The sequence below is a fragment of the Acinetobacter sp. YH12152 genome (assembly GCF_013418285.1).
Lineage (GTDB): Bacteria > Pseudomonadota > Gammaproteobacteria > Pseudomonadales > Moraxellaceae > Acinetobacter > Acinetobacter amyesii.
The window spans coordinates 19,969-40,029 of sequence record NZ_VPCH01000009.1; the positions used below are offsets into that span (position 1 = coordinate 19,969).

General features: G+C 39.4%; 22 protein-coding genes and 1 pseudogene. 22 read left to right on the forward strand and 1 reads right to left on the reverse strand.

Annotated features, from left to right (window positions below):
• Positions 1 to 36 precede the first annotated feature (36 nt).
• Positions 37 to 2,136 (reverse strand): multicopper oxidase family protein, encoded by a 2,100-nt coding sequence (locus FTU83_RS04725; protein ID WP_180105796.1) that lies wholly within the window; start codon positions 2,134 to 2,136, stop codon positions 37 to 39.
• A 590-nt stretch (positions 2,137 to 2,726) separates the two neighbouring features.
• Here FTU83_RS04725 and acnD point away from each other — a divergent pair.
• The 22 genes and pseudogenes from acnD to FTU83_RS04835 all read left to right on the forward strand — a co-directional run bounded on the left by acnD (position 2,727) and on the right by FTU83_RS04835 (position 19,974).
• Positions 2,727 to 5,342, forward strand: a complete 2,616-nt coding sequence (acnD, locus tag FTU83_RS04730) for a Fe/S-dependent 2-methylisocitrate dehydratase AcnD (RefSeq protein WP_180105797.1) — start codon at positions 2,727 to 2,729, stop codon at positions 5,340 to 5,342.
• Positions 5,343 to 5,480: 138 nt separating this feature from the next.
• Positions 5,481 to 7,085, forward strand: a complete 1,605-nt coding sequence (locus FTU83_RS04735) for an AAA family ATPase (protein WP_180063920.1) — start codon at positions 5,481 to 5,483, stop codon at positions 7,083 to 7,085.
• Positions 7,086 to 7,194: 109 nt separating this feature from the next.
• Positions 7,195 to 7,425 carry an antitoxin gene (locus FTU83_RS04740; protein WP_078191134.1) on the forward strand — a complete coding sequence of 77 codons (231 nt, stop codon included), beginning with the start codon at positions 7,195 to 7,197 and terminating at the stop codon, positions 7,423 to 7,425.
• Positions 7,425 to 7,844, forward strand: coding sequence for a type II toxin-antitoxin system VapC family toxin (locus tag FTU83_RS04745; RefSeq protein WP_180105798.1), 420 nt, complete (start codon positions 7,425 to 7,427; stop codon positions 7,842 to 7,844). The genes FTU83_RS04740 and FTU83_RS04745 overlap by 1 nt, the downstream gene beginning before the upstream one ends.
• 60 nt (positions 7,845 to 7,904) lie before the next feature.
• The gene (locus FTU83_RS04750) at positions 7,905 to 8,120 is read left to right on the forward strand and encodes a hypothetical protein (protein WP_111884814.1); all 216 of its coding nucleotides are present in this window, start codon (positions 7,905 to 7,907) and stop codon (positions 8,118 to 8,120) included.
• A gap of 127 nt (positions 8,121 to 8,247) precedes the next feature.
• Positions 8,248 to 8,823 carry a DUF4126 domain-containing protein gene (locus FTU83_RS04755; protein WP_180105799.1) on the forward strand — a complete coding sequence of 192 codons (576 nt, stop codon included), beginning with the start codon at positions 8,248 to 8,250 and terminating at the stop codon, positions 8,821 to 8,823.
• 107 nt (positions 8,824 to 8,930) lie between these two features.
• Positions 8,931 to 9,089 carry a DUF2569 family protein gene (locus FTU83_RS17660; RefSeq protein ID WP_180064013.1) on the forward strand — a complete coding sequence of 53 codons (159 nt, stop codon included), beginning with the start codon at positions 8,931 to 8,933 and terminating at the stop codon, positions 9,087 to 9,089.
• A 218-nt stretch (positions 9,090 to 9,307) separates the two neighbouring features.
• Positions 9,308 to 9,517 (forward strand): hypothetical protein, encoded by a 210-nt coding sequence (locus tag FTU83_RS04765; protein WP_180105800.1) that lies wholly within the window; start codon positions 9,308 to 9,310, stop codon positions 9,515 to 9,517.
• A 105-nt stretch (positions 9,518 to 9,622) separates the two neighbouring features.
• Entirely contained in the window at positions 9,623 to 9,880 is a 258-nt protein-coding gene (locus FTU83_RS04770; RefSeq protein ID WP_180021364.1) for a hypothetical protein, read from the forward strand.
• Between the two features lie 1,116 nt (positions 9,881 to 10,996).
• Entirely contained in the window at positions 10,997 to 11,239 is a 243-nt protein-coding gene (locus tag FTU83_RS04775) for a DUF6868 family protein (protein WP_078191128.1), read from the forward strand.
• Positions 11,240 to 11,346: 107 nt separating this feature from the next.
• Positions 11,347 to 12,048 (forward strand): DUF1003 domain-containing protein, encoded by a 702-nt coding sequence (locus FTU83_RS04780; RefSeq protein ID WP_168378549.1) that lies wholly within the window; start codon positions 11,347 to 11,349, stop codon positions 12,046 to 12,048.
• Between the two features lie 607 nt (positions 12,049 to 12,655).
• Positions 12,656 to 13,114, forward strand: a complete 459-nt coding sequence (locus FTU83_RS04785; RefSeq protein WP_180105801.1) for a GIY-YIG nuclease family protein — start codon at positions 12,656 to 12,658, stop codon at positions 13,112 to 13,114.
• Positions 13,115 to 13,199: 85 nt separating this feature from the next.
• The gene (locus FTU83_RS04790) at positions 13,200 to 13,865 is read left to right on the forward strand and encodes a pseudouridine synthase (protein ID WP_078191125.1); all 666 of its coding nucleotides are present in this window, start codon (positions 13,200 to 13,202) and stop codon (positions 13,863 to 13,865) included.
• A gap of 497 nt (positions 13,866 to 14,362) precedes the next feature.
• Entirely contained in the window at positions 14,363 to 15,298 is a 936-nt protein-coding gene (locus FTU83_RS04795) for a hypothetical protein (RefSeq protein WP_180105802.1), read from the forward strand.
• 135 nt (positions 15,299 to 15,433) lie between these two features.
• Entirely contained in the window at positions 15,434 to 15,820 is a 387-nt protein-coding gene (locus FTU83_RS04800; RefSeq protein ID WP_180105803.1) for a ribonuclease E inhibitor RraB, read from the forward strand.
• A gap of 330 nt (positions 15,821 to 16,150) precedes the next feature.
• Positions 16,151 to 16,595 (forward strand): annotated as a pseudogene (locus FTU83_RS04805) (SRPBCC family protein).
• A 45-nt stretch (positions 16,596 to 16,640) separates the two neighbouring features.
• Positions 16,641 to 17,009, forward strand: a complete 369-nt coding sequence (locus FTU83_RS04810) for a DUF488 domain-containing protein (protein WP_111884822.1) — start codon at positions 16,641 to 16,643, stop codon at positions 17,007 to 17,009.
• A gap of 157 nt (positions 17,010 to 17,166) precedes the next feature.
• A complete protein-coding gene (locus FTU83_RS04815; RefSeq protein ID WP_180105804.1) occupies positions 17,167 to 17,508 on the forward strand; it encodes a zinc ribbon domain-containing protein YjdM in 342 nt (113 codons plus the stop codon).
• 162 nt (positions 17,509 to 17,670) lie between these two features.
• Positions 17,671 to 18,033, forward strand: coding sequence for a 5-carboxymethyl-2-hydroxymuconate Delta-isomerase (locus FTU83_RS04820; RefSeq protein ID WP_180009304.1), 363 nt, complete (start codon positions 17,671 to 17,673; stop codon positions 18,031 to 18,033).
• 265 nt (positions 18,034 to 18,298) lie between these two features.
• A complete protein-coding gene (locus tag FTU83_RS04825) occupies positions 18,299 to 18,634 on the forward strand; it encodes a YegP family protein (protein ID WP_180009306.1) in 336 nt (111 codons plus the stop codon).
• 184 nt (positions 18,635 to 18,818) lie between these two features.
• Positions 18,819 to 19,502 (forward strand): DUF2939 domain-containing protein, encoded by a 684-nt coding sequence (locus tag FTU83_RS04830; RefSeq protein ID WP_180105805.1) that lies wholly within the window; start codon positions 18,819 to 18,821, stop codon positions 19,500 to 19,502.
• Positions 19,503 to 19,527: 25 nt separating this feature from the next.
• Positions 19,528 to 19,974 carry a nuclear transport factor 2 family protein gene (locus FTU83_RS04835; RefSeq protein WP_218945770.1) on the forward strand — a complete coding sequence of 149 codons (447 nt, stop codon included), beginning with the start codon at positions 19,528 to 19,530 and terminating at the stop codon, positions 19,972 to 19,974.
• The last annotated feature ends 87 nt before the right edge of the window (positions 19,975 to 20,061 follow it).

The window sequence follows — 20,061 nt, forward strand, 5'->3', positions numbered from 1 at the left end:
ATATTGATATGGGCTTTTGTACAGCAGAGATCTGTCTTAGTGATTGTGTGTCGGCATATCGCTTGCAGTCATATCCATCGTGGAATGATGTGAAGGCGGTTCACTATTACAATCATATTGATCGCCACAAATACGTACGGTTTCCATCATGCCTTGATCTTCATGGTCTAAAATATGGCAGTGCAGCACGAAGTCACCTTCAAATTTTTCGTACTTACTGCGAACAAAGATTTTATAGCCCTGTTTGACAAAGAGCGTATCTTTCCAAACGCCTTTCATTCCATGATATTGCGAGTCAATATTTCCTGCACCATCTTTATCTGAGCTGCCGATCGCACTGACATCGACACCATTTTCATTCAATATTTTCACCACTTGGAATGGATTGACATGAATATGGAAGGGATGGCTTGCAACATTACTGCTTAACTCCCACTCTTGAGTTTGCCCGATTGGAAGCTTGCGGACATAGCTATGGTGGGTATGGTCTTCATCATAGTAGGCATCGCCAAAGCTGATCAAGGTACCTTCTTCGGCATGACGAATACCAAATTTAAAGCTGCCATCTGTATTGAACAGAATGTCAAAGTTGGTGATTTGCTTCGCCATCGTTTTGAGCATTTCATCGACTTCAGCAGTCATTAAACTCGCATGAGAGATAAAGGCTGATAAATCACCCTGTTCGAGCTGTGCAATCACTTCTGGTGCCAGTTTTAGTTGGGTGGCCTGACTTTTTAAGAAGTTAAACGGCGTTTGCTGCGGTAGTTGAGTTGCTTGCACATTGACCCAACCGAGGAGCTGTGTATTGAGTTTTTCTTCTGGTGCGCGACGCAGTAGCGGACTTGATTCAGGCGCATTAATTTCATCTTCTAGATTCAGTTTGGCATCGTATACACAGTATTTATTGGTGGTCGGGAAGGCGAGCATGGCATCAAAGCGATAACCCGGTTGAAAAATTTCAATCCCTTGCTTTTGGATTTTCCCCATGGTCAAGCCGTCTTGTGCAAGGGTATATAACGGTAATGTTTTCAGCGTTTTAAACTGTGAAGACATCGACTTGCTTTGATATTTTTGACATTCGCTAAGGGTTTGCTCTGCGGTAAAGAGCGCAGAATCAGGCAGTTCTTTGATGGTCAAACCAATGGTGTCACGGATACCGCCATGAATCATACGCCAGCGGTGGTATTGGTTCTGATCCACCTTAATTTCACCAAACATTTTGCCATTGATACTGGTGAAACGATTTTCATCTGCCCATGAGGTCGGTATATCGAGTTTTGAATAATCTTCTAAGCTATAGATACAGGGTGTACCATTTACTTGGCTTAATTTGCTGTCGCAATCTTCATTGTATTGAATTTGCTGGAACAGCATGATTTTTTCATGGTCATACTGCTGGGTTTTTTGATTTTTCCATAAGATGTCCAAATCTCCAGTCTGCTGAATTTGCCCCTGACGAATGACAGGTTTCCGCTCGCCCTCAATAATCAAAGGGCCAGCCATGCCGCTTGAGACCTGAATCGCGGTTGAACCATGCACATGTGAGTGATACCAAAATGTTCCCGCAGGATGATTCGGTTCGATCTTAAATTCGTAATGAAAATCTTGTTGAGGTTTTAAGCTCAAAAATACGTTGTCACTATTTCCTTGCGGGCTAACCCAAAGACCATGTGTATGTAAATTTGTGGTGTTAAAACAGTTCCCTTGGTTAATATTGGTCACTGGACTTGGACAGGTCTCCGTCGATTCAACAGGGAGATGATTGACCAGATGAATTTTTAAATTGTCACCTTGTTTCGCACGAATTTGTGGGCCAACCAGTACATCAGAGACACTGCCATCGCTATTTTTCGAGTTCCAGAGTTCAGGTTTAGTCAGATAGCCTCTGACCTGTAATAGGTCATTTTCACCGGTTTCAGGGTCGTATAAGGCTTGGCGTTTATAGGCAATCAGCAGTTCATGTTCACCTTGTACATTGGCTTTCAAACGTGGTGGATTCGAGACGACAGTCGGTGAGTCTACTTCCTCTTCTTGAATCGTCGAATCTGTTGTCGATTGGTCGTTGTCGCCACAGGCAATGAAGCTGAGACAGCTTAAGAGGCAGCCAGCCCCAATGATGGTTTTAAATTTTGTCATGATCTTTCCCCAAAGCATAATGACGGTAGAACAGTAGTTGCTGATTTTTTAGCTAAAGTTTTGTAAATATTGTGATTATTTTGGCGAATACAGCGAGTTACTGTCCTTGTGTGTCGTGCTTTTATTATCTGAGAGTGGGGTGATTCGACGCTATCCCTGCAAATAGGGATAAATTGAGAATTAAGATAAAATAAATAATAAAACCGTGCTTTGATTCACATTGTGGCTTTAAGGAGCAATGAGCTAATGAAGTAATTTAATGCCTTGATTATTAAATACTAAAATTGATAAGACTGATTTTTAATCAATTTGGTTGATATTTAGATTAATTATTATGCAGTGCAATTTTCCTTAGACTAAAGAATGAGGCAGATTTGCAGCTATTTTTCAAAAAAATTCACATTTAGAGCGAATATTCCAAAGTTAGTGTAACTAAATATTTCAAAAACCCCTGTTTTTATATTTAACTCTATGAAATATATGAGATTTGGGAAATGGGTTTTCGGCAGTGTAGTATGCCTATCGAACAAAGATGAATTGTCTATGAAAAAGACAACGCAAAAAAATGAAAGACCGAGGGCAGGAACGCTATGAACAACAACTACCGTAAACCGCTGCAAGGCACCCAGCTAGAATACTTCGATGTACGCCAAGCCGTAGAAGATATTCAGCCAGGCGCATACGCAAAACTCCCATATACATCTAAAGTCCTTGCAGAGCAGTTGGTTCGTAAATGCGACCCTGCAATCTTAGAACAGTCTTTAAAAGAACTGATTAACCGTAAACAAGACCACGATTTCCCTTGGTACCCTGCACGTGTGGTGTGCCATGACATCTTAGGTCAAACCGCATTGGTTGACCTTGCAGGTTTACGTGATGCGATTGCAGACCAAGGCGGCGACCCATCTAAAGTGAACCCTGTTGTTCCAACGCAGCTCATCGTTGACCATTCTCTTGCTGTAGAGTTTGGCGGTTTTGACCCAGACGCATTTCAGAAAAACCGCGCAATTGAAGACCGTCGCAACGAAGACCGTTTCCATTTCATTGAATGGACCAAAACAGCATTTGAAAATGTCGATGTGATCCCTGCGGGCAACGGCATCATGCACCAAATCAACTTGGAGAAAATGTCTCCAGTGATTCAAAACCGTGATGGTTTAGCATTCCCTGATACCTGTGTGGGTACAGACTCACATACACCGCATACTGATGCATTGGGTGTGATTTCTGTCGGTGTCGGCGGTCTAGAAGCTGAAAACGTGATGCTGGGACGTGCATCTTGGATGCGTCTGCCAGACATCATTGGTGTAGAGCTTGTCGGTCAGCGTCAAGCAGGCATTACCGCAACTGACATCGTGTTAGCGCTTACAGAATTCTTGCGTAAAGAACGTGTGGTTGGTGCTTATTTAGAGTTCTTCGGTGAAGGTGCAGACAGTATGTCTGTAGGCGACCGTGCAACGATCTCGAACATGACCCCTGAATATGGCGCAACGGCTGCGATGTTCTACATTGACCAAAACACCATTGATTACCTGACATTAACAGGCCGTGAAGCGGATCAAGTGAAATTGGTTGAAAGCTATGCCAAAGAAATCGGTCTTTGGGCGTCAGATATGACAGCAGCGGAATACCCGCGTGTACTGCGTTTTGATTTGTCGAAAGTGACTCGTAATATTGCAGGTCCATCGAACCCACATGCACGTGTATCTACGGCTGATCTAAAAGCCAAAGGCATTGCAGGCAACTTAGAAGCAGCACGCGCGCAAGAAGCAGAAGGTTTAATTCCAGATGGCGCGGTGATCATCGCGGCCATTACTTCATGTACCAATACTTCAAACCCACGTAATACCGTGGCAGCAGGCTTACTTGCACGTAAAGCTAATGAGTTAGGACTTGTGCGTAAACCTTGGGTGAAATCATCTTTTGCACCGGGTTCTAAGGCTGCGGCTTTATACCTCGAAGAAGCTGGTGTACTCGGTGATTTAGAAAAGCTCGGCTTTGGTATCGTGGCGTATGCATGTACCACGTGTAATGGTATGTCAGGTGCTTTAGATCCAAAAATCCAACAAGAAATTATTGACCGTGACTTATATGCTACAGCGGTACTTTCAGGTAACCGTAACTTTGACGGCCGTATCCATCCTTATGCAAAACAAGCGTTCTTGGCTTCGCCTCCGCTGGTTGTGGCGTATGCGATTGCAGGGACGATTCGTTTTGACATCGAAACTGATTCACTCGGCAATGACAAAGACGGTAATCCAATTTACCTGAAAGACATTTGGCCGTCTGATGCTGAAATTGATGCATTGGTGAAAAAAGCGGTGAAGCCTGAACAGTTTAAGAAAGTGTATATCCCAATGTTTGATTTGGGTGAGCGTGAAAAAGCGGCAAGCCCGTTATACGACTGGCGTCCGCAAAGTACTTATATCCGCCGTCCGCCGTATTGGGAAGGGGCATTGGCTGCACCGCGTACACTTGCGAATATGCGTCCGCTTGCGATTCTGCCTGACAACATCACCACAGACCATTTATCGCCTTCAAATGCGATCATGATGGATTCGGCTGCGGGTGAGTACCTGCATAAAATGGGCGTGCCTGAAGAAGACTTTAACTCATACGCAACCCACCGTGGTGACCATTTGACTGCACAGCGTGCGACATTTGCCAACCCGAAATTGTTTAATGAAATGGTGGTTCGCTCTGACGGTACGATCAAGCAAGGTTCAAAAGCGCGTGTAGAGCCTGAAGGCGAAGTGATGCGTATGTGGGAAGCAATTGAAACTTACATGAACCGTAAGCAACCGCTGATCATTATTGCAGGTAAGGACTACGGTCAAGGTTCGAGCCGTGACTGGGCTGCCAAAGGTGTGCGCCTTGCAGGTGTAGAAGTGATTGTGGCGGAAGGTTTTGAGCGTATTCACCGTACTAACTTGGTGGGTATGGGTGTGTTACCGCTTGAGTTTAAAGCAGGGACAGACCGTAAAACTTTGAAGCTGGATGGTACTGAGCTGTATAGCGTGATTGGTAATATTGCACCGCGTTCTGACCTGACTTTGGTGGTTGAGCGTTCAACTGCTGATGGTAAAAATGAAATCATTAAAGTGCCTGTGACTTGCCGTTTGGATACCGAAGAAGAAGTGCATGTGTATGAAGCGGGCGGTGTATTACAACGCTTTGCACAGGATTTTTTAGAAGGGAATGTTTAAAAAATCTCCCCTAACCCCTCTTTGAGAAAGAGGGGAAACTCCCTCCTTTTTTAAAGGAGGGTTGGGGTGGATTAAAGTTATTGATATTGTTTAAAAAAGACCCTACATTTATGTGGGGTTTTTTATTTGAATATAAATATGAAAGTTAAAGAAATTCGTCTGAATAATTTTAAAAGATTTTCCAATTTAACGATTACAGGTATTCCTGAACAAAACAAGCTAGTTGTTATAATAGGGCCAAATGGTAGTGGAAAATCCTCACTTTTTGATGCTTTATACCATTATTATAGAGAAAGAGCTGGATGGGGGTGGCAAGGGGATCATAGCTACTTTTCTAAGAATCCATTATTAGGTTTTGATAATCATAATGCCGTTAAAATTGATTTTCATGACTATTTTGACATTCATTATTTACCCAAAAATTCTCTTTATTTTCGATCAGCATATAGACATGAGCCAGATTTTCAAATTAATCATTTTTCTAGAATGAATCAACCTTTTGAAAATTTGAGGCTAGGGAGATCTATCGATGCTGATCAAACTGTATCTGAAAATTATCAAAGGCTAGTGCAACAGACAGTTCAATCTTTGTATAGCGAAATTAATAATAGAAGAACTGTAGAAGATTTGAGAGATGAGTTAATAGGTAATATCCGTAATTCATTTAATAATATTTTTCCTGATTTAACATTAAGAAATATTGTTGATCCTCTTGCGGATAACTGTTTTACGTTTCAAAAAGGTACTGTTGAGAATTATCCTTATAAAAATTTATCTGCAGGTGAAAAAGCTGTTTTTGATTTAATATTGGATTTACATGTAAAAATAGGTGCATATAACAATACAATTTTTATGATTGATGAACCTGAATTGCATATTCATACTTCACTTCAAGCAAAGCTTTTAGAAGAATTATATAAAATTATTCCTGAAAGTTCTCAACTTTGGGTTAATACTCATTCATTGGGAGTTATGCAAAAAGCAAAAGAAATATCTATACAAAATCCAAATACAGTTCATTTTATTGATTTTCACATAAATGATTTTGATGAAGATACTATTTTGTATCCAGCCCCAATTGATAAGGTTGTTTGGGAAAAGTTTCTTTCAATCGCTTTAGGAGAAATGCAAAATGTATTTTTACCCTCCAATATTGTCGTATGTGAAGGTAACTTGCTTGGTACAGCGCGAAAGGATTTTGATGCTTCAATTTATGGAATGATTTTATCTAAAAGCTCTAACAATATCACTTTTATAAGTGGTGGAAGCTGTAATGATATCGAAAAAGAAGATCATGCACCTACATTAGTCCTGAAAAATTTAATGCCAGAAGCAAAAATTATAAAACTATTAGATAGAGATGATCGTTCCGATCAGGAAGTTGAAGAACTTCTTCACAATAATATTCATGTAACGACAAGACGTAATTTGGAAAGCTATCTTCTTGATGATGAAGTAATTGAGGAATATCTAAAGTCGATTGAAAAAAATGACAAACTGACGGATGCTTTACGAATTAAAGCTGACGCGTTACGGGCAAGTGTCGCTAGAGGAAATCCTAATGATGATCTAAAGTCAGCTTCAGGAGATTTTTTTACTAGACTGAAGCAAGAATTAGGATTAATACGAGTGGGAAATAGATCAGATGCTTTTTTGAAAGATACATTAGCACCCGTAATTAAACCAGGCATGAGAGTTTTTGAAGAGATTGACAGTATGTTTGTTTCATTTTTTTCTAGATAATGTTTAAGTTTAATCAGAAGCCCTATCATTCGACTGGGTTTCTTTTGATTGAAAAATATTCAAAAAATACCTATCATAAGGTATATATCAAAACTGCTGGAGTAGTGCTATGACTACCGCAAAAGTTTTTATGACAGGACGCAGTCAAGCTATTCGCTTACCCAAAGAATTTCGCTTTGAGGGCAAGGAAGTTGAAATCTTCCGCCGTGGTGATGAGGTTATACTGCGAGAAAAACCAGTTACAGCAGATCAATTATTTAAAGTTTTGGCACAAATGCCAGACGACTTTTATGCAGAAACAAGAGTGGATGAACCACCGCAAGAACGAGAAGAGTTCTAATGCCAACACAATATTTATTAGATACCAATATTTGTATCTATATCACCAAGCATCAACCCGAAATTGTCCGTCAGCATTTTGAAAAACATTTACCTGACGGCAATATTTTTATTTCAGTGATTACTTTGGGTGAACTTCGCTTTGGTGCAGAAAAAAGCCAATGGAAAGACAAAGCTTTCAAAGTCATTGAAGAGTTAACTTCAATCATTCCTGTTATAGAGTTAGATGAGCAAACCGCCGTACACTATGCTCAAATTCGAAAACAGTTAGCGTTTCAGGGGCAAATTATTGGCAATAACGATTTATGGCTAGCTGCTCATGCACGATCAAATAATTGGGTCATGGTCACAAACAATGAAAAAGAATTTCTGCGTGTAGACGAACTGCAAGTAGAGAACTGGCTCAGCAAATCGCTTTAAACCCACCAAAATTTCCATTCGAAATTATGCTTTGCCTAAATGCCATTATCAATTGTCGAAATGACCAATAGACATTCATCACAAGAGGGTTATACTGAATCTACCATTTCTAAAAACACATGGAGAACAAAAATGGTTACTGCTGGTCAAAAACCCGGAACAGGCTTCTATTTTTGTGTTCAATGCGGACACCGCGTCTACTTAGAAATTGGTACTGATCGTTTACCACCGTGTACCAAATGCCAAGGCAATCAATTTAACAATAAGAATGCCTAAGCTGCAAAACACTAACAGTTATCCGCTGTTTAGAAAGAAAAGCCCTATCACTCGATAGGGCTTTTTGCTAACGTATAAAACTGCATATATAAAAACAAATTGTACGTTTAACCGTTCGGAGAAGCCCATGGAAACAATATTAGGACTGTGTATTGGTATTGGCTTAAGTGCTGCTTGTGGCTTCCGTGTCTTTGTACCTTTATTGGTGATGAGTGTTGCTTCCATTTTAGGACTATTCGAACCGATGAAAGGATTCGAATGGTTGTCTATGCCTGCAGTATTTATCGGCTTAGCAATTGCGACTGTCTGTGAAATTGCCGCGTACTATATCCCTTGGGTAGACAATGCCCTCGACACCATTTCAACACCTGCAGCCATGATCGCAGGGACCATCGCCACAATGGCAGTAAGCTCAGGTGAAATGTCCCAATTTGCCAGTTGGGCTGCAGCAATTATTGTCGGTGGTGGTACAGCAACAGCAGTGCAAATGAGTACCGTCGCTGCGCGTGGCGTATCTACCGCAACCACAGGTGGCATTGCAAATCCGATCTTATCTACAGGGGAATGGATTGGTGCTGCAGTCTTGTCAGTATTGGCCTTTTTAGTCCCATTTTTCGTGGTGATCTTAGTGATTGCAATCGTGATCTGGTTGGTTCGCCGCATACGCCAAAAACGAACTGTACAGGTCGATACCCCTTTATAAACCAATCAATATTTCACTCTAAAATGAATCCATCTTTTAGAGTGAGTGATCTGCGTTTTGTTTAATAAATATAAAATTAAAAATCAGAAACTGAGTATTAGCAAAGTTTGATAAAGATTATAAAAATTATAAGAAGCGCTACTGATACACAGACCATCATACAGTTAGCGACGAGTACTATGGGTTGTCTGATTTGGACGCCGTATTTGTTGATGTCAGTTCGAGTGAAAAATACCTTTACTCAACATTCCAAGCACTTGGCTTAAGCGCAAAAAATGCAATCGAGCAATCGCACCTATCCGTCCTAAAAGAGCACATCATTATGCGTTTAAGTCATCCAAGAGACGCCTAAAAAAATCTTTAAAATTCGATTGATTTTTGAACAATAAAGGCATAATTTTATTATGTGATTATAAATCACATAATTTTTATATGGATTTATTAATCTTTTGAATTTTATAAAAAATAATGAGGGGAATGGTAGATGATTAAATTTATAGTCGATGAAAATGCCTTAACGAATGGCTCGCATTTAATTCACAATTGCACGCAAGGATGCGTAGACATGCCGCAGTTTGAGCAGCAAATATTGATTGGTTATTTTGCCAATTTTGAACTCGCTTATAAGCGTGCACGTATGAGCTGGCCAACAGAAAAAGTTGTCGGTTGTGATAAGTGTTGTAGTCAAAGCTAGAAATGCAACATGTATGTACCTTGAAATAACGCTGTATATCCAGGAAAAATGGCGCAGAAATTGCTAACTAAAACAGGTAATCGCGTTATTAACAGGATATACAGCATGACCACAGAAACCATCCGTTCTACAAAATATCCAGCAGAGGCGCATGCCTATGCAGCATGGCCTTTGATCTTGATCATCATTGGTGGTGCGATTGGACTGGTTTATGCCGTGATTGCTTATCTGATCAATCTCAAAATATATACATCAGACCTCAGTCGAATGAATAAAATTTTGGCCAATTTACTCTGTGGTATGGCGGCATGTAGTGGTTGGTGGTTTAGCGCACAGTGGGTACAAAGCTATTTAGTTCATTGACCAATACCTCGTTGAATAGATCATCCATTAAATAACTGATGTTACACACTTAAAAGTAGTTTTGCATTTTTAAAATGATTTTTAATTCTATTCGACGGTGTCTTATATCTAGGGATTGAATAAAGGGATTAGCCTTCGGCTGGAGGTACTCTTACGAAACGTTGTTTCTCATTCGGCAAAATGAGAAGCAAAGCTTCGCAAGGAAACCATCTTGCGGTGCAATGCACCTCACCGACAAAACTCGCTCATTACCGTCAAATTATTCACAGTATCGCAAAAACATTTTTGATTAAAAGTAGCCCTGTCTAAAACACTTGCGAATGACGTTACCGCGTATCGTTCATTTATTTGAAGCAAATTGCGCTTCTGATGTTACTGCGTAACATCAGTTCAATAAGTAGAACAAAGATAGATCTAGATCATTAGTTACTCACTGAGCGGTGTTTTGTGAGTCATAATCAATGTAGATAATTGAAGCGGAGGGGGAATGTTCAGCGGCGATATATTTTAAAATTTGACGCTGTGTTTGGACGTTTGGTCTGTTGTGAAAGAAAATTTTCTTATAATTGGGCAAATCTGCAGATAAAAAACGCTGAAATGAGCTGAAAAGATAAAATATCCTGCCAAACCTAAAATGGCTGAAAAAATTTGCTGAATTTGCAGAAAATTAGAAAAACTTAGGAAATTAATCCCGATGCCCTTTGGTTAAAGTATATCTCAAGGGTGTGATAGAGATTGAAAAGAGTAGCATGCTGTCAGTGGTGCAAAACACGCGTACAGTACTCACCCAAAAGGTCTCGATTCAGCTTAGGACGCTATAAACCAGAAGTTTATAGGCTATAAGATCATGACTTACAAAGTGATGATAGTTGAAGTAAACAACATTGTTTTCTCTTATACCACCCCAAAAATTTAAGCCAAAATAAAAAAGAATAATGAATCATTACTCCTTTAATCTGCACAAAACAAACCACACCAGTGAAATCAGCACAAGCTCAAAGATCGTCAGGCATCTCTCTTAAAAATAGTCCAAATCTAAGCGGAAATTTAAAAGCAATATTCAATTGCTCGAAAGGGGCATAAACTAAGGATAAAAATACGCTTAGGAGATTTGCCATGAACTTGAGTCATTTAAGCGATTTCTTGCTGTATAGCTTAGTGATTAACTATCTGATTTTAATCATTTGGTTTGTGGTATTTGTCTTTGCTAAAGATTGGATGAAACGCCTGCATGGGCAGTGGTTTAAGTTGAGCGATCAGCAGTTTGACGCTATTCATTATGGTGGAATGGCTGTCTATAAAATTGGTATTTTACTTTTGAATTTAACCCCCTACATTGCATTGCACTATCTAAAATAAGCTTAAATCATAAAAAATATTGGGTGTAAAAGCACAAGCTGCTTGCATTAAATTTAGGCAAAACAGTATGCTCAAAAGAACATAAAATTCAATTGGGCAAGGCAAGAATGAACGGGAAAGTAGAATGCCGTACTTGTTTGGTGTGCAAAAAAAGTTTCCCACTGAAAAATATGATTCCAATGGGAACCGTGCGTAAAGTCATTACAGAAGAAATTGCTCAGGATTTTCCTGAATCTGGTGCTCAGGACTATATATGCCAAACTGATTTAACCAAATACCGTATGCAGTATGTGCAGTCAATTCTGAACTCCGAACAAGGCGAAGTCTCCAATTTAGAATATGAGGTGCTGAACAGCATGCAGCAGCATGATCTGATTAGCAAAAATGTTGAAGAAAAGCTGGATCAGCAGTGGAGTTTTGGCGAAAGGCTAGCGGATAAAATTGCAACATTTGGCGGTAGCTGGGCATTTCTTATTTGTTTTACATTGTTTTTAGCGGTGTGGATTTTAGTCAATACTGTGGTGATGGTGAAGCATCCTGCTGATCCTTATCCTTTTATTTTGCTGAATTTGATGTTGTCTTGCCTCGCTGCCATACAAGCGCCCATTATTATGATGAGCCAGAACCGTCAAGAAGCTAAAGACCGCATGCGTTCGGAGAATGATTATCAGGTGAATTTAAAAGCTGAATTAGAAATTCGCCATTTACATGAAAAGATAGATCATTTGTTGATGCATCAATGGGATCGTCTTGCCAAGATTCAGGAAATTCAGCTGGATTTGCTGTCTGAAATGAGTAAAAAGAAGTAATAGTTTGCTTTGAACAGCATAAATAATTGTTGTTTGAGTACTAAGTTGTGGCGGAAATTCTCGGAAAAAGTCATTTATAAGATGGAAAAAATGCTAAAAAATGATACAAGGAGAAAATATTTTCAATATATCTTTAAATGTGAAAAATATTTTTAAAATAAGCCAAAAACAGTAATTTTCAGGGAAACAATCCCTCTTCGATATCACTACTATATATCTCAAGGGTGTTACAGAGATTGAAAAGAGTAGCATGCTGTCAGTGGTGCAAAACACGTGTACAGTACTCACCCAAAAGGTCTCGATTCAGCTTAGGACGCTATAAACCAGAAGTTTATAGGCTATAAGATCATGACTTACAAAGTGATGATAGTTGAAGTAAACAACACTGTTTTCTCTTACACCCTAAAAAATTTTAAAGAATTCAAACGAATAATAAATCCTTCCATCTTTTTCAAAATTCCAAACTTCGCATGTATTCCCAACACACTTTGATCATTGCTGATGTAATAAATATCACGCAGAACAACTCAAACTTAATCTAAGCTTCGGATTGTCCTTTTTCACAAAGTTGTTATGCTTAACTATCTAAATTTTAAATAATTTTGTTATGGGTTATCTTGATCAATTGATACAGGATTGTCTGCAGGCACAGCAGACTAAAGCTGAGCGTATATTTGAGTTTTCAAGTTTTGATGATCTTACTCAACACGCACATTATATTTATGTGATACAGCAGGTTGGTGGCGATATACAGCAGACATATCAGGACTATGCTGCATTTAAGGCATTGAGAACCCATGCCTGTGCCAAGTTAAATCAACCCAATCACATTTTGTATGTCGGATCATCACGGACAGGTATAAAGAGTCGTTTAAAACAGCATTTAGGTTTTGGGCCTAAACGAACCTATGCCTTGCATTTGTCACAGTGGTTTCAGGGCGAATATCGCATCACACTACATCAGTATCCTTCAACCACGAGTGCAAGCATCTTACAGTTACTGGAGGATGATTTATCTCATTCATTAGCACCAGCCTTTGGTAAATTGGGGACCAATAATCGTTAGGGTTAGACCTGATCGGTTAAAGTCGATTGACAGCGAATTAGTCAGTTGTTATTTTGCCGACATTCTCCCAGTACACAGTCTGTCCATGCCTTTAGATCCCAACTTTGTCTATGCGCCGCCTCAAGGTCCTCTACGTATTTTGTATGAAGATGCAGACTTGGTTGTCATCGAAAAACCAGCGGAATTGTTGTCGGTTCCGGGACGTTTGCCTGAGCATCATGACAGTGCCTATCTTCGTGTTTTGGAGCAGTATCCTGCTGCAAAAATTACCCATCGTTTAGACATGGCAACATCAGGCATTTTGATGTTTGCGAAACACCGCGATGCAGAAGTGGCGGTGAGTAAAATGTTCCAAGCGAGGACGGTTCAAAAGCAATATGTGGCTTTGGTTCAAGGCAAACTCGAAGGTGAGGGTAGTGTTGAAGTGCCCCTCATTACGGACTGGGAAAATCGCCCACGACAGATGGTGCATTTTGAATTGGGCAAACCTTCAAAAACCTTGTATCAAGCCATCAGCTATGACGCAAGCAAGGATATTAGCCGAGTATTATTAACACCAGTGACAGGGCGTTCTCATCAGCTACGTGTACACATGATGCATATTGGGCATCCAATTACAGGGGATCAACTGTATCACCCAAATGCAAAACAGAGCTCACTCGGACGGATGGCTTTACATGCTTGCGATCTGGCATTTACCCAGCCCTTAACCCAACAAGCTGTTCATATTCATTGCGCGGCAGAATTTTAAAGCATATTCATGTGAATGCTCACCGTTCATAAAACCTGCTGTGTTGAATTGATATCTTTAGGACGCATACTATGCGCTGCATATCTACAGCTTTAAATTAGTTTTTCTGCTTAAATATGAAACATGATATACGCCATATCCCCAATTCTGGGGATATATAAATAATTTAAATATCTCTATAAAGTGTGTGAAAAATTTAGAAAGATTGATATTAAATTCATTTGTATCTTTTAGTAAATAAAATTCATTTTTAAAGTTTTATTATATTTCCTAAAGGATATTGATTGATTATTTTTTAATATGAAAAATATTTTATTAAATTGATTTAAAACAGTATTTTAGTTAAATTGTGTGCAAGTGTGTATTTGGTCAGGTAAATACGGTTTTTTGCATTTATTCTGCTAATATGAAATGAATCATTGATTTTAACTTTTGTAACTTGGGTTTGTTTTGGGGAATAAACTTAAATTATTGAAGCTTATTTTGAGGATTGGCAAATGATCAATATTGCTTTAATCGTCCTTATCATCCTATTAATTGTGGCTCTCCTTTTTGTTTATAACCGCAAATTGAAAAATGATAAAACCCTACGTTCACTGCAGGAAAACTTCGATCGTGCGCGGTTAAAACTGGCTGAAACAGAGTCGCAACAAGATGAACTGAATTATGAAATCAGTCAATTACGCATTCAAAACAGTGGCTTAAAAATCCAAGTCGATAAAGTAGCGAAATATCAACATATTGTGGATATTGAACAATATGTTGAGTATCGAACTTTACAGGCTGATGGTTTGGTGGAAGTCACCAAAGCCAATGCCGATATCATGTTGAATGATATTCGCGCACAGATCGAACAAGTGCGTCAGTATTTGAGCAAATATCAAGAAAGAGCTAAATCACAAATACAGGAACAAGCCCGTGCCGAGTTAAAGGGTTTGTATAGCCAAGCGCTGGATCAGCAGCATTTGGAAAACATCAACCGTGCTTTGGACAACAAAATACGGGGCTATCAGTCAGCATTCTTTTTACCTTTACAGAGTATTTTAGATCAGCTGATGGATGGCATGAATGAATCTGCGGCAAACCAAAATTTGACTGCGGTACGTTGCAAAATGATTGATGCAATGGAGCAGCAATCGACTGCAAAATGTAATTATGTCGATGAAGAACGTCGTTTGGCTGCGATGCAATTATTTACATTGGTGTTTAATAGTCGTGCTGATTTGTATTTAGCCCAATTAAATACCAAAAACTTAGGTGAGCTATTGCAGGCTTTGGCGGATGATTTCACCTTGCTCAATGCGCATGGTGTACATTTTAGTCAGGCACAGGTACTCGACAGTTATCTTCAGTTACGCTTAGAAGAGTTGAAAATGGCTGCTTTGGTTTTACATCTCAAAGAAACTCAGGCCAATATGGACGTTGCAGTTTAATTTGAATTGTTATCAGAAAGATCTCTTCGGCGGTCTTTTTTTATGATTAAAGATATTTCGCTAATGCAAATTGCAACAATTATCCGTTAATCTAAGTCAATAGAATAAAATTCATAAACGATAAGGAAACGCACAATGACTCGTGATTTTAAACAATTTCCAGATGATGATAATGGCAATGTGCTGTGGCAGATGCAGCAAGATGGTGACGATTTATCTGTGCCGCACGAAATCGAATATTCAATTGCCTTTTCGACCCAAGAGCAGGCTGAACAGTGTGCATTGTACTTATTGAAAGAAGAGCAAAAAATTTCATTGTTCCAAGATGAAGAATCAGATCGCCTGGAATGGATTATCACGGTCTATGTCTACATGGAACCTGATTATGAAGATATCGTTGATTTAGAGCAGTGGTTTATAAAAATTGCGGAACAACATTCGGGCGAATATGACGGCTGGGGTTGTATGGCTTATATCTATGAAGATGATGATCTGGATGAAGATGAAGCACAATTGAGTTAAGTCTAACTATTGTATCGTTAGCAACAAGAACCCAGTGATTTAACTGGGTTTTTTATTATTTAAATTTTAGAAAAATTGTGTAAAATTTTGATTTTTCAATATTTTTAATCCAAATCAATATGAATGCAGCTCACAAAATATAACACGGCATTGCGTTAAAGTGATGGGATCAATCTGTAGGATTCGCTATAGTATTGAACAGCAATGACCTTTCTCGCACGTCTCAAAGCTGTCTCATTTAGAACGTTTCAGTGTGATAAAAATGGACGATAAAGCGAGGGTGAATGCATGTGGATGATTCAGTGAAAACAATGACAAAAGGACATCATCATGAGCAATACTGTTCGATTACATCGTGTTTTTAGTGCGCCTGTAGAGCGCGTTTATCATGCCTTTGTGGAGCCAGATGCTTTGGTGAATGGAGGGGACCACATGGATTACTGCCCATGTGTAGCATTTGGATGTGCGTGTAGGTGGCTCGTACCGCATGTCGTTTCAAAATTTTTCAACGGGAACCACACACGCTTTTCATGGTGATTATCATGAAGTCGTGCCGAATCATTTACTGCGCTATACAGACCAATTTGATATGCCAGAGTTAGCTGGTGAAATCGAAGTCACTGTTGAGTTTAAAGCGGTCTCCGTAGGAACCGAAGTGACGATTGTACAGGCAGGGTTGCCGAGCGTTATTCCACCTGATGCCTGTTATTTGGGGTGGCAGGAGTCTTTACAGTTGCTGGCTTTTTTAGTGAATCCAGCGATCCCCGATGAATAATCTGAAGAATGATCGAAAAACTATAAATAGGCGAAGGAGGGCTTAATGACTGTACACATTAAACGTATTTATGATGAGATAAGCCCAGACGACGGTAAACGCATTTTGGTCGATCGCTTGTGGCCGCGTGGTATCAGTAAAGTGAGCGCAGAGCTAGATTTGTGGCCGAAGGCATTGACGCCATCTACAGATTTACGTCGTTGGTATCATCAAGATGAGGCAATGGCTTCTCGTTGGGACGAGTTTAAACAGCGCTATTTGCAAGAAATACAGCCACATCAAGCCGAGTTGGAACAACTGCGGGCATGGGAAAAAGAGGAGCCACTAACCTTACTCACAGCAGCTAAACATACGGATAAAAATCATGCGCATATCTTAAAAGCGTTAATATTAAATACCTCATTAGAGATCTAAAATTTAAACCTTCAAGTACTGTAGCGTTGTGAAATTTACGACCTTCACAAGGTGATTAAACCATACGAAATTTATGGTTTTTAAGTTTATGAAATACATAAAAATGTTATATTAAGTTTTTATGGATTTTTGCGTCCATCTTTTTTTGAGGTCTTTTATGTCTTTACCCAATTGTCCCCAATGTAATTCTGAATATACCTATAATGATGGTGATTTACTGATTTGTCCTGAATGCTCACACGAATGGCGTGAGGGCGAAAGCGCTGCAGATGAACAGTTAGTGATTAAAGATGCCAATGGCAATGTATTGATCGATGGTGACACGGTTACTGTGGTGAAAGACCTTAAAATTAAAGGTTCATCTTCAGTGGTGAAAGTGGGCACAAAAGTTAAAAATATCCGTTTTTTAGCTGATGCAACAGATGGTCATGACATTGACTGTAAAATTGATGGTATAGGAGCAATGAAACTCAAATCTGAATACGTGAAAAAAGTTTAAGTTTCGTTTTTGTTCGCTCTAAAGCAACCTTCAAGCATCCTAAGCGAAGTCAACACTTGGCTTAGGATGTCTACTTAAACATGAAATTGATATCTAATCCGCTATAGATTTTACTTTTCAGCCTGCATAATAGACGCATTACAGGTTTGAAATGTCTTTACTATGCCGCATATTCATTTGGAATATTCCAATAACCTTGACGTCGAAGCTCGACCTTTACTTAAAGCGCTAAACGCTGCCTTATTTGAATCGGGTCATGTGAGTGCCATCAATGATATTAAGAGCCGTGCCGTAGCTCAGCAAGATTTTGTTGTGGGCTTGGATGAACACGCTCAACATGCGTATATGCATGCCAAAGTTTCATTATTGACGGGTCGAACGGTCGAAGTGCAAAAGCAAATTTCATTGTTGTTATTGGACGTGCTGAAACAACATGTCACAGCTTCAGTAGTAGAAGTGCAACTTTGTGTGGAAATTTTAGAAATGAATAAAGCGACGTATTCAAAGCAGATCGTGAGTTCTTAAGACATTCATTACATGCAGAAACGCGCATATATTTTGAAATACATCATGCTGTAAAAATGATGAAATCTGACTTCGGTCGGATTATTTTTTATTGGAATTATTTATTAAAAAATCCCTTTTCGATTAAATTTTGAGCTTTATACTGATCAAAAAAGACATTGAAAAATGTGACCGAGTTCATTTATATTCTGTAGATCAGGTTGAATTTCCAACAACAAATCCTGATCGAATAATAGATAAAACAATGAAAATGAAGGGGTAACCTATGTCGGGATGGTACGAGATCAGTCACTCTAATGATCAGCAGTTCCGTTTTGTTTTAAAAGCGGGTAACGGTGAAATCATTTTAACGAGTGAATTATACAAAGCGAAAGCATCAGCACAAAACGGGATTGAGTCTGTACAAAAGAACAGTGCAGATGACAGCCGTTTTGAACGACTGACAGCCAAAAATGGCAAACCTTATTTCAATTTGAAAGCGGCAAACCATCAAATTATTGGAACTAGCCAATTTTATGCCAGTGAGCAATCGCGAGATAAAGGCATTGAATCAGTTAAAACCAATGGTGCAAGTACCCAAATTAAAGATCTAACAGTTTAAATTTGCAATAACCTGATAGAGATAGTTGAAAGGGAATAAACCCTGATGGCTCATTAAAATCACTAGGTCAAAAGCAATATGGTTCTCAGATAAGTGCTGTTGGGTTGGACGCTATTCAATCTAGATCAGGCTTATTTAACGGTACAAGGAAGTACCACAACTTCACTGGCTAGAGTGGTGAACGATGAATAAGCAGAATCATATTTTGTATTATGGGCTCATTGCGATCTTGATCATCGTCTTGGGTTGGATGATTGCGTCTCCGTATTGGGTGCTGTACCAAATACGTCAAGCCTATGAGCACAATCAACCTGAAAAAATTGCTCAATATATCGATTTTGCCGCAGTCAAATCGAGTCTAGAACCACAAGTTAAAGACCTCATTCAACAGAAAACTGGGATGCAGCATTTACCCGAATTCGCTCAGTCGTGGGGTGGGCAGCTCAGCACAGTCCTCAGTGCAACGCTGGTCGACAGTCTGGTCAATCCAAACAGTATCATGCTGCTTTTACAAGGCAAAGCATTAAAAGAGTCGATCCAATTACCAGAAATAACCCAACTAACCGATCCGAGCATGATTAGCTCAGGGATTGAACTATTCACTCATGCTGAAAATAAGGTCGCAGAACATCCTCATACATCAACATCATCCAAAAAGGATGCAACTCCAACTACAGTCGCTTTAAAACAAAGCCAGTCCCTTGAACCCAAAGCAAGCTATAGTGCTTGGAATCGATTTGATCTGTATGTACCGCTCCAAGGCCTTAGCGAAGCAACATATACCGTATTTAGGATGCAACGCCGAGGTTGGAGCTGGAAGATCGTTGAAATTCAACTTCCAAACGCCTCACAGAATAATGCTTCATAAAAAATAAAAGAAATAGGTGCCAGAGATGCAAGATAAAATCAAAATAGTCGGTGACCAACAGGCCGCTGACGAAATTCTGCAATTTTTAGCCAATTGGGATGAGGTCATCTGCCAATTGAAAATTGAAAACATTGCTGAATCCTGCGCAGCAGATGTGAACTTTTTTGATGCCAGTTGTGAAATGCGGGGCTTAATGGCATATCAAAAAATGTGGGAATTTTATAGAGAGTATTTTCGTGAAGGTTTAAAGGTGTTTAGGCGGGAACTGGTCATCCATGCAGAACCTGATATTGCCTTTCTGCACTGTTATTCCAAAATTGATGATAAGAGTGGAATACCAACGCCAGGGATCTCGTGGTGTCGTAACACCATTGGGATGAAAAAAACGCAGTCTCAATGGAAGATCGTTCATCAACATATTTCTGTTCCAGTGGATATTGTGACTCATCAAAGTAAAGTGATTACCTTTTAATTCTTCTCAAAAAGCAGTATGAAAACAGAGCTATGAAGCTCTGTTTTTTTCTTTGCAAATCATTACATGAAATGCGTATGCAGCCCT

Coding starts and splice junctions, on each gene's coding strand:
- FTU83_RS04725 (WP_180105796.1), bottom strand. CDS start 2,136: ATGACAAAATTTAAAACCATCATTGGGGCTGGCTGCCTCTTAAGCTGT.
- acnD (WP_180105797.1), top strand. CDS start 2,727: ATGAACAACAACTACCGTAAACCGCTGCAAGGCACCCAGCTAGAATAC.
- FTU83_RS04735 (WP_180063920.1), top strand. CDS start 5,481: ATGAAAGTTAAAGAAATTCGTCTGAATAATTTTAAAAGATTTTCCAAT.
- FTU83_RS04740 (WP_078191134.1), top strand. CDS start 7,195: ATGACTACCGCAAAAGTTTTTATGACAGGACGCAGTCAAGCTATTCGC.
- FTU83_RS04745 (WP_180105798.1), top strand. CDS start 7,425: ATGCCAACACAATATTTATTAGATACCAATATTTGTATCTATATCACC.
- FTU83_RS04750 (WP_111884814.1), top strand. CDS start 7,905: ATGACCAATAGACATTCATCACAAGAGGGTTATACTGAATCTACCATT.
- FTU83_RS04755 (WP_180105799.1), top strand. CDS start 8,248: ATGGAAACAATATTAGGACTGTGTATTGGTATTGGCTTAAGTGCTGCT.
- FTU83_RS04765 (WP_180105800.1), top strand. CDS start 9,308: ATGATTAAATTTATAGTCGATGAAAATGCCTTAACGAATGGCTCGCAT.
- FTU83_RS04770 (WP_180021364.1), top strand. CDS start 9,623: ATGACCACAGAAACCATCCGTTCTACAAAATATCCAGCAGAGGCGCAT.
- FTU83_RS04775 (WP_078191128.1), top strand. CDS start 10,997: ATGAACTTGAGTCATTTAAGCGATTTCTTGCTGTATAGCTTAGTGATT.
- FTU83_RS04780 (WP_168378549.1), top strand. CDS start 11,347: ATGAACGGGAAAGTAGAATGCCGTACTTGTTTGGTGTGCAAAAAAAGT.
- FTU83_RS04785 (WP_180105801.1), top strand. CDS start 12,656: ATGGGTTATCTTGATCAATTGATACAGGATTGTCTGCAGGCACAGCAG.
- FTU83_RS04790 (WP_078191125.1), top strand. CDS start 13,200: ATGCCTTTAGATCCCAACTTTGTCTATGCGCCGCCTCAAGGTCCTCTA.
- FTU83_RS04795 (WP_180105802.1), top strand. CDS start 14,363: ATGATCAATATTGCTTTAATCGTCCTTATCATCCTATTAATTGTGGCT.
- FTU83_RS04800 (WP_180105803.1), top strand. CDS start 15,434: ATGACTCGTGATTTTAAACAATTTCCAGATGATGATAATGGCAATGTG.
- FTU83_RS04810 (WP_111884822.1), top strand. CDS start 16,641: ATGACTGTACACATTAAACGTATTTATGATGAGATAAGCCCAGACGAC.
- FTU83_RS04815 (WP_180105804.1), top strand. CDS start 17,167: ATGTCTTTACCCAATTGTCCCCAATGTAATTCTGAATATACCTATAAT.
- FTU83_RS04820 (WP_180009304.1), top strand. CDS start 17,671: ATGCCGCATATTCATTTGGAATATTCCAATAACCTTGACGTCGAAGCT.
- FTU83_RS04825 (WP_180009306.1), top strand. CDS start 18,299: ATGTCGGGATGGTACGAGATCAGTCACTCTAATGATCAGCAGTTCCGT.
- FTU83_RS04830 (WP_180105805.1), top strand. CDS start 18,819: ATGAATAAGCAGAATCATATTTTGTATTATGGGCTCATTGCGATCTTG.
- FTU83_RS04835 (WP_218945770.1), top strand. CDS start 19,528: ATGCAAGATAAAATCAAAATAGTCGGTGACCAACAGGCCGCTGACGAA.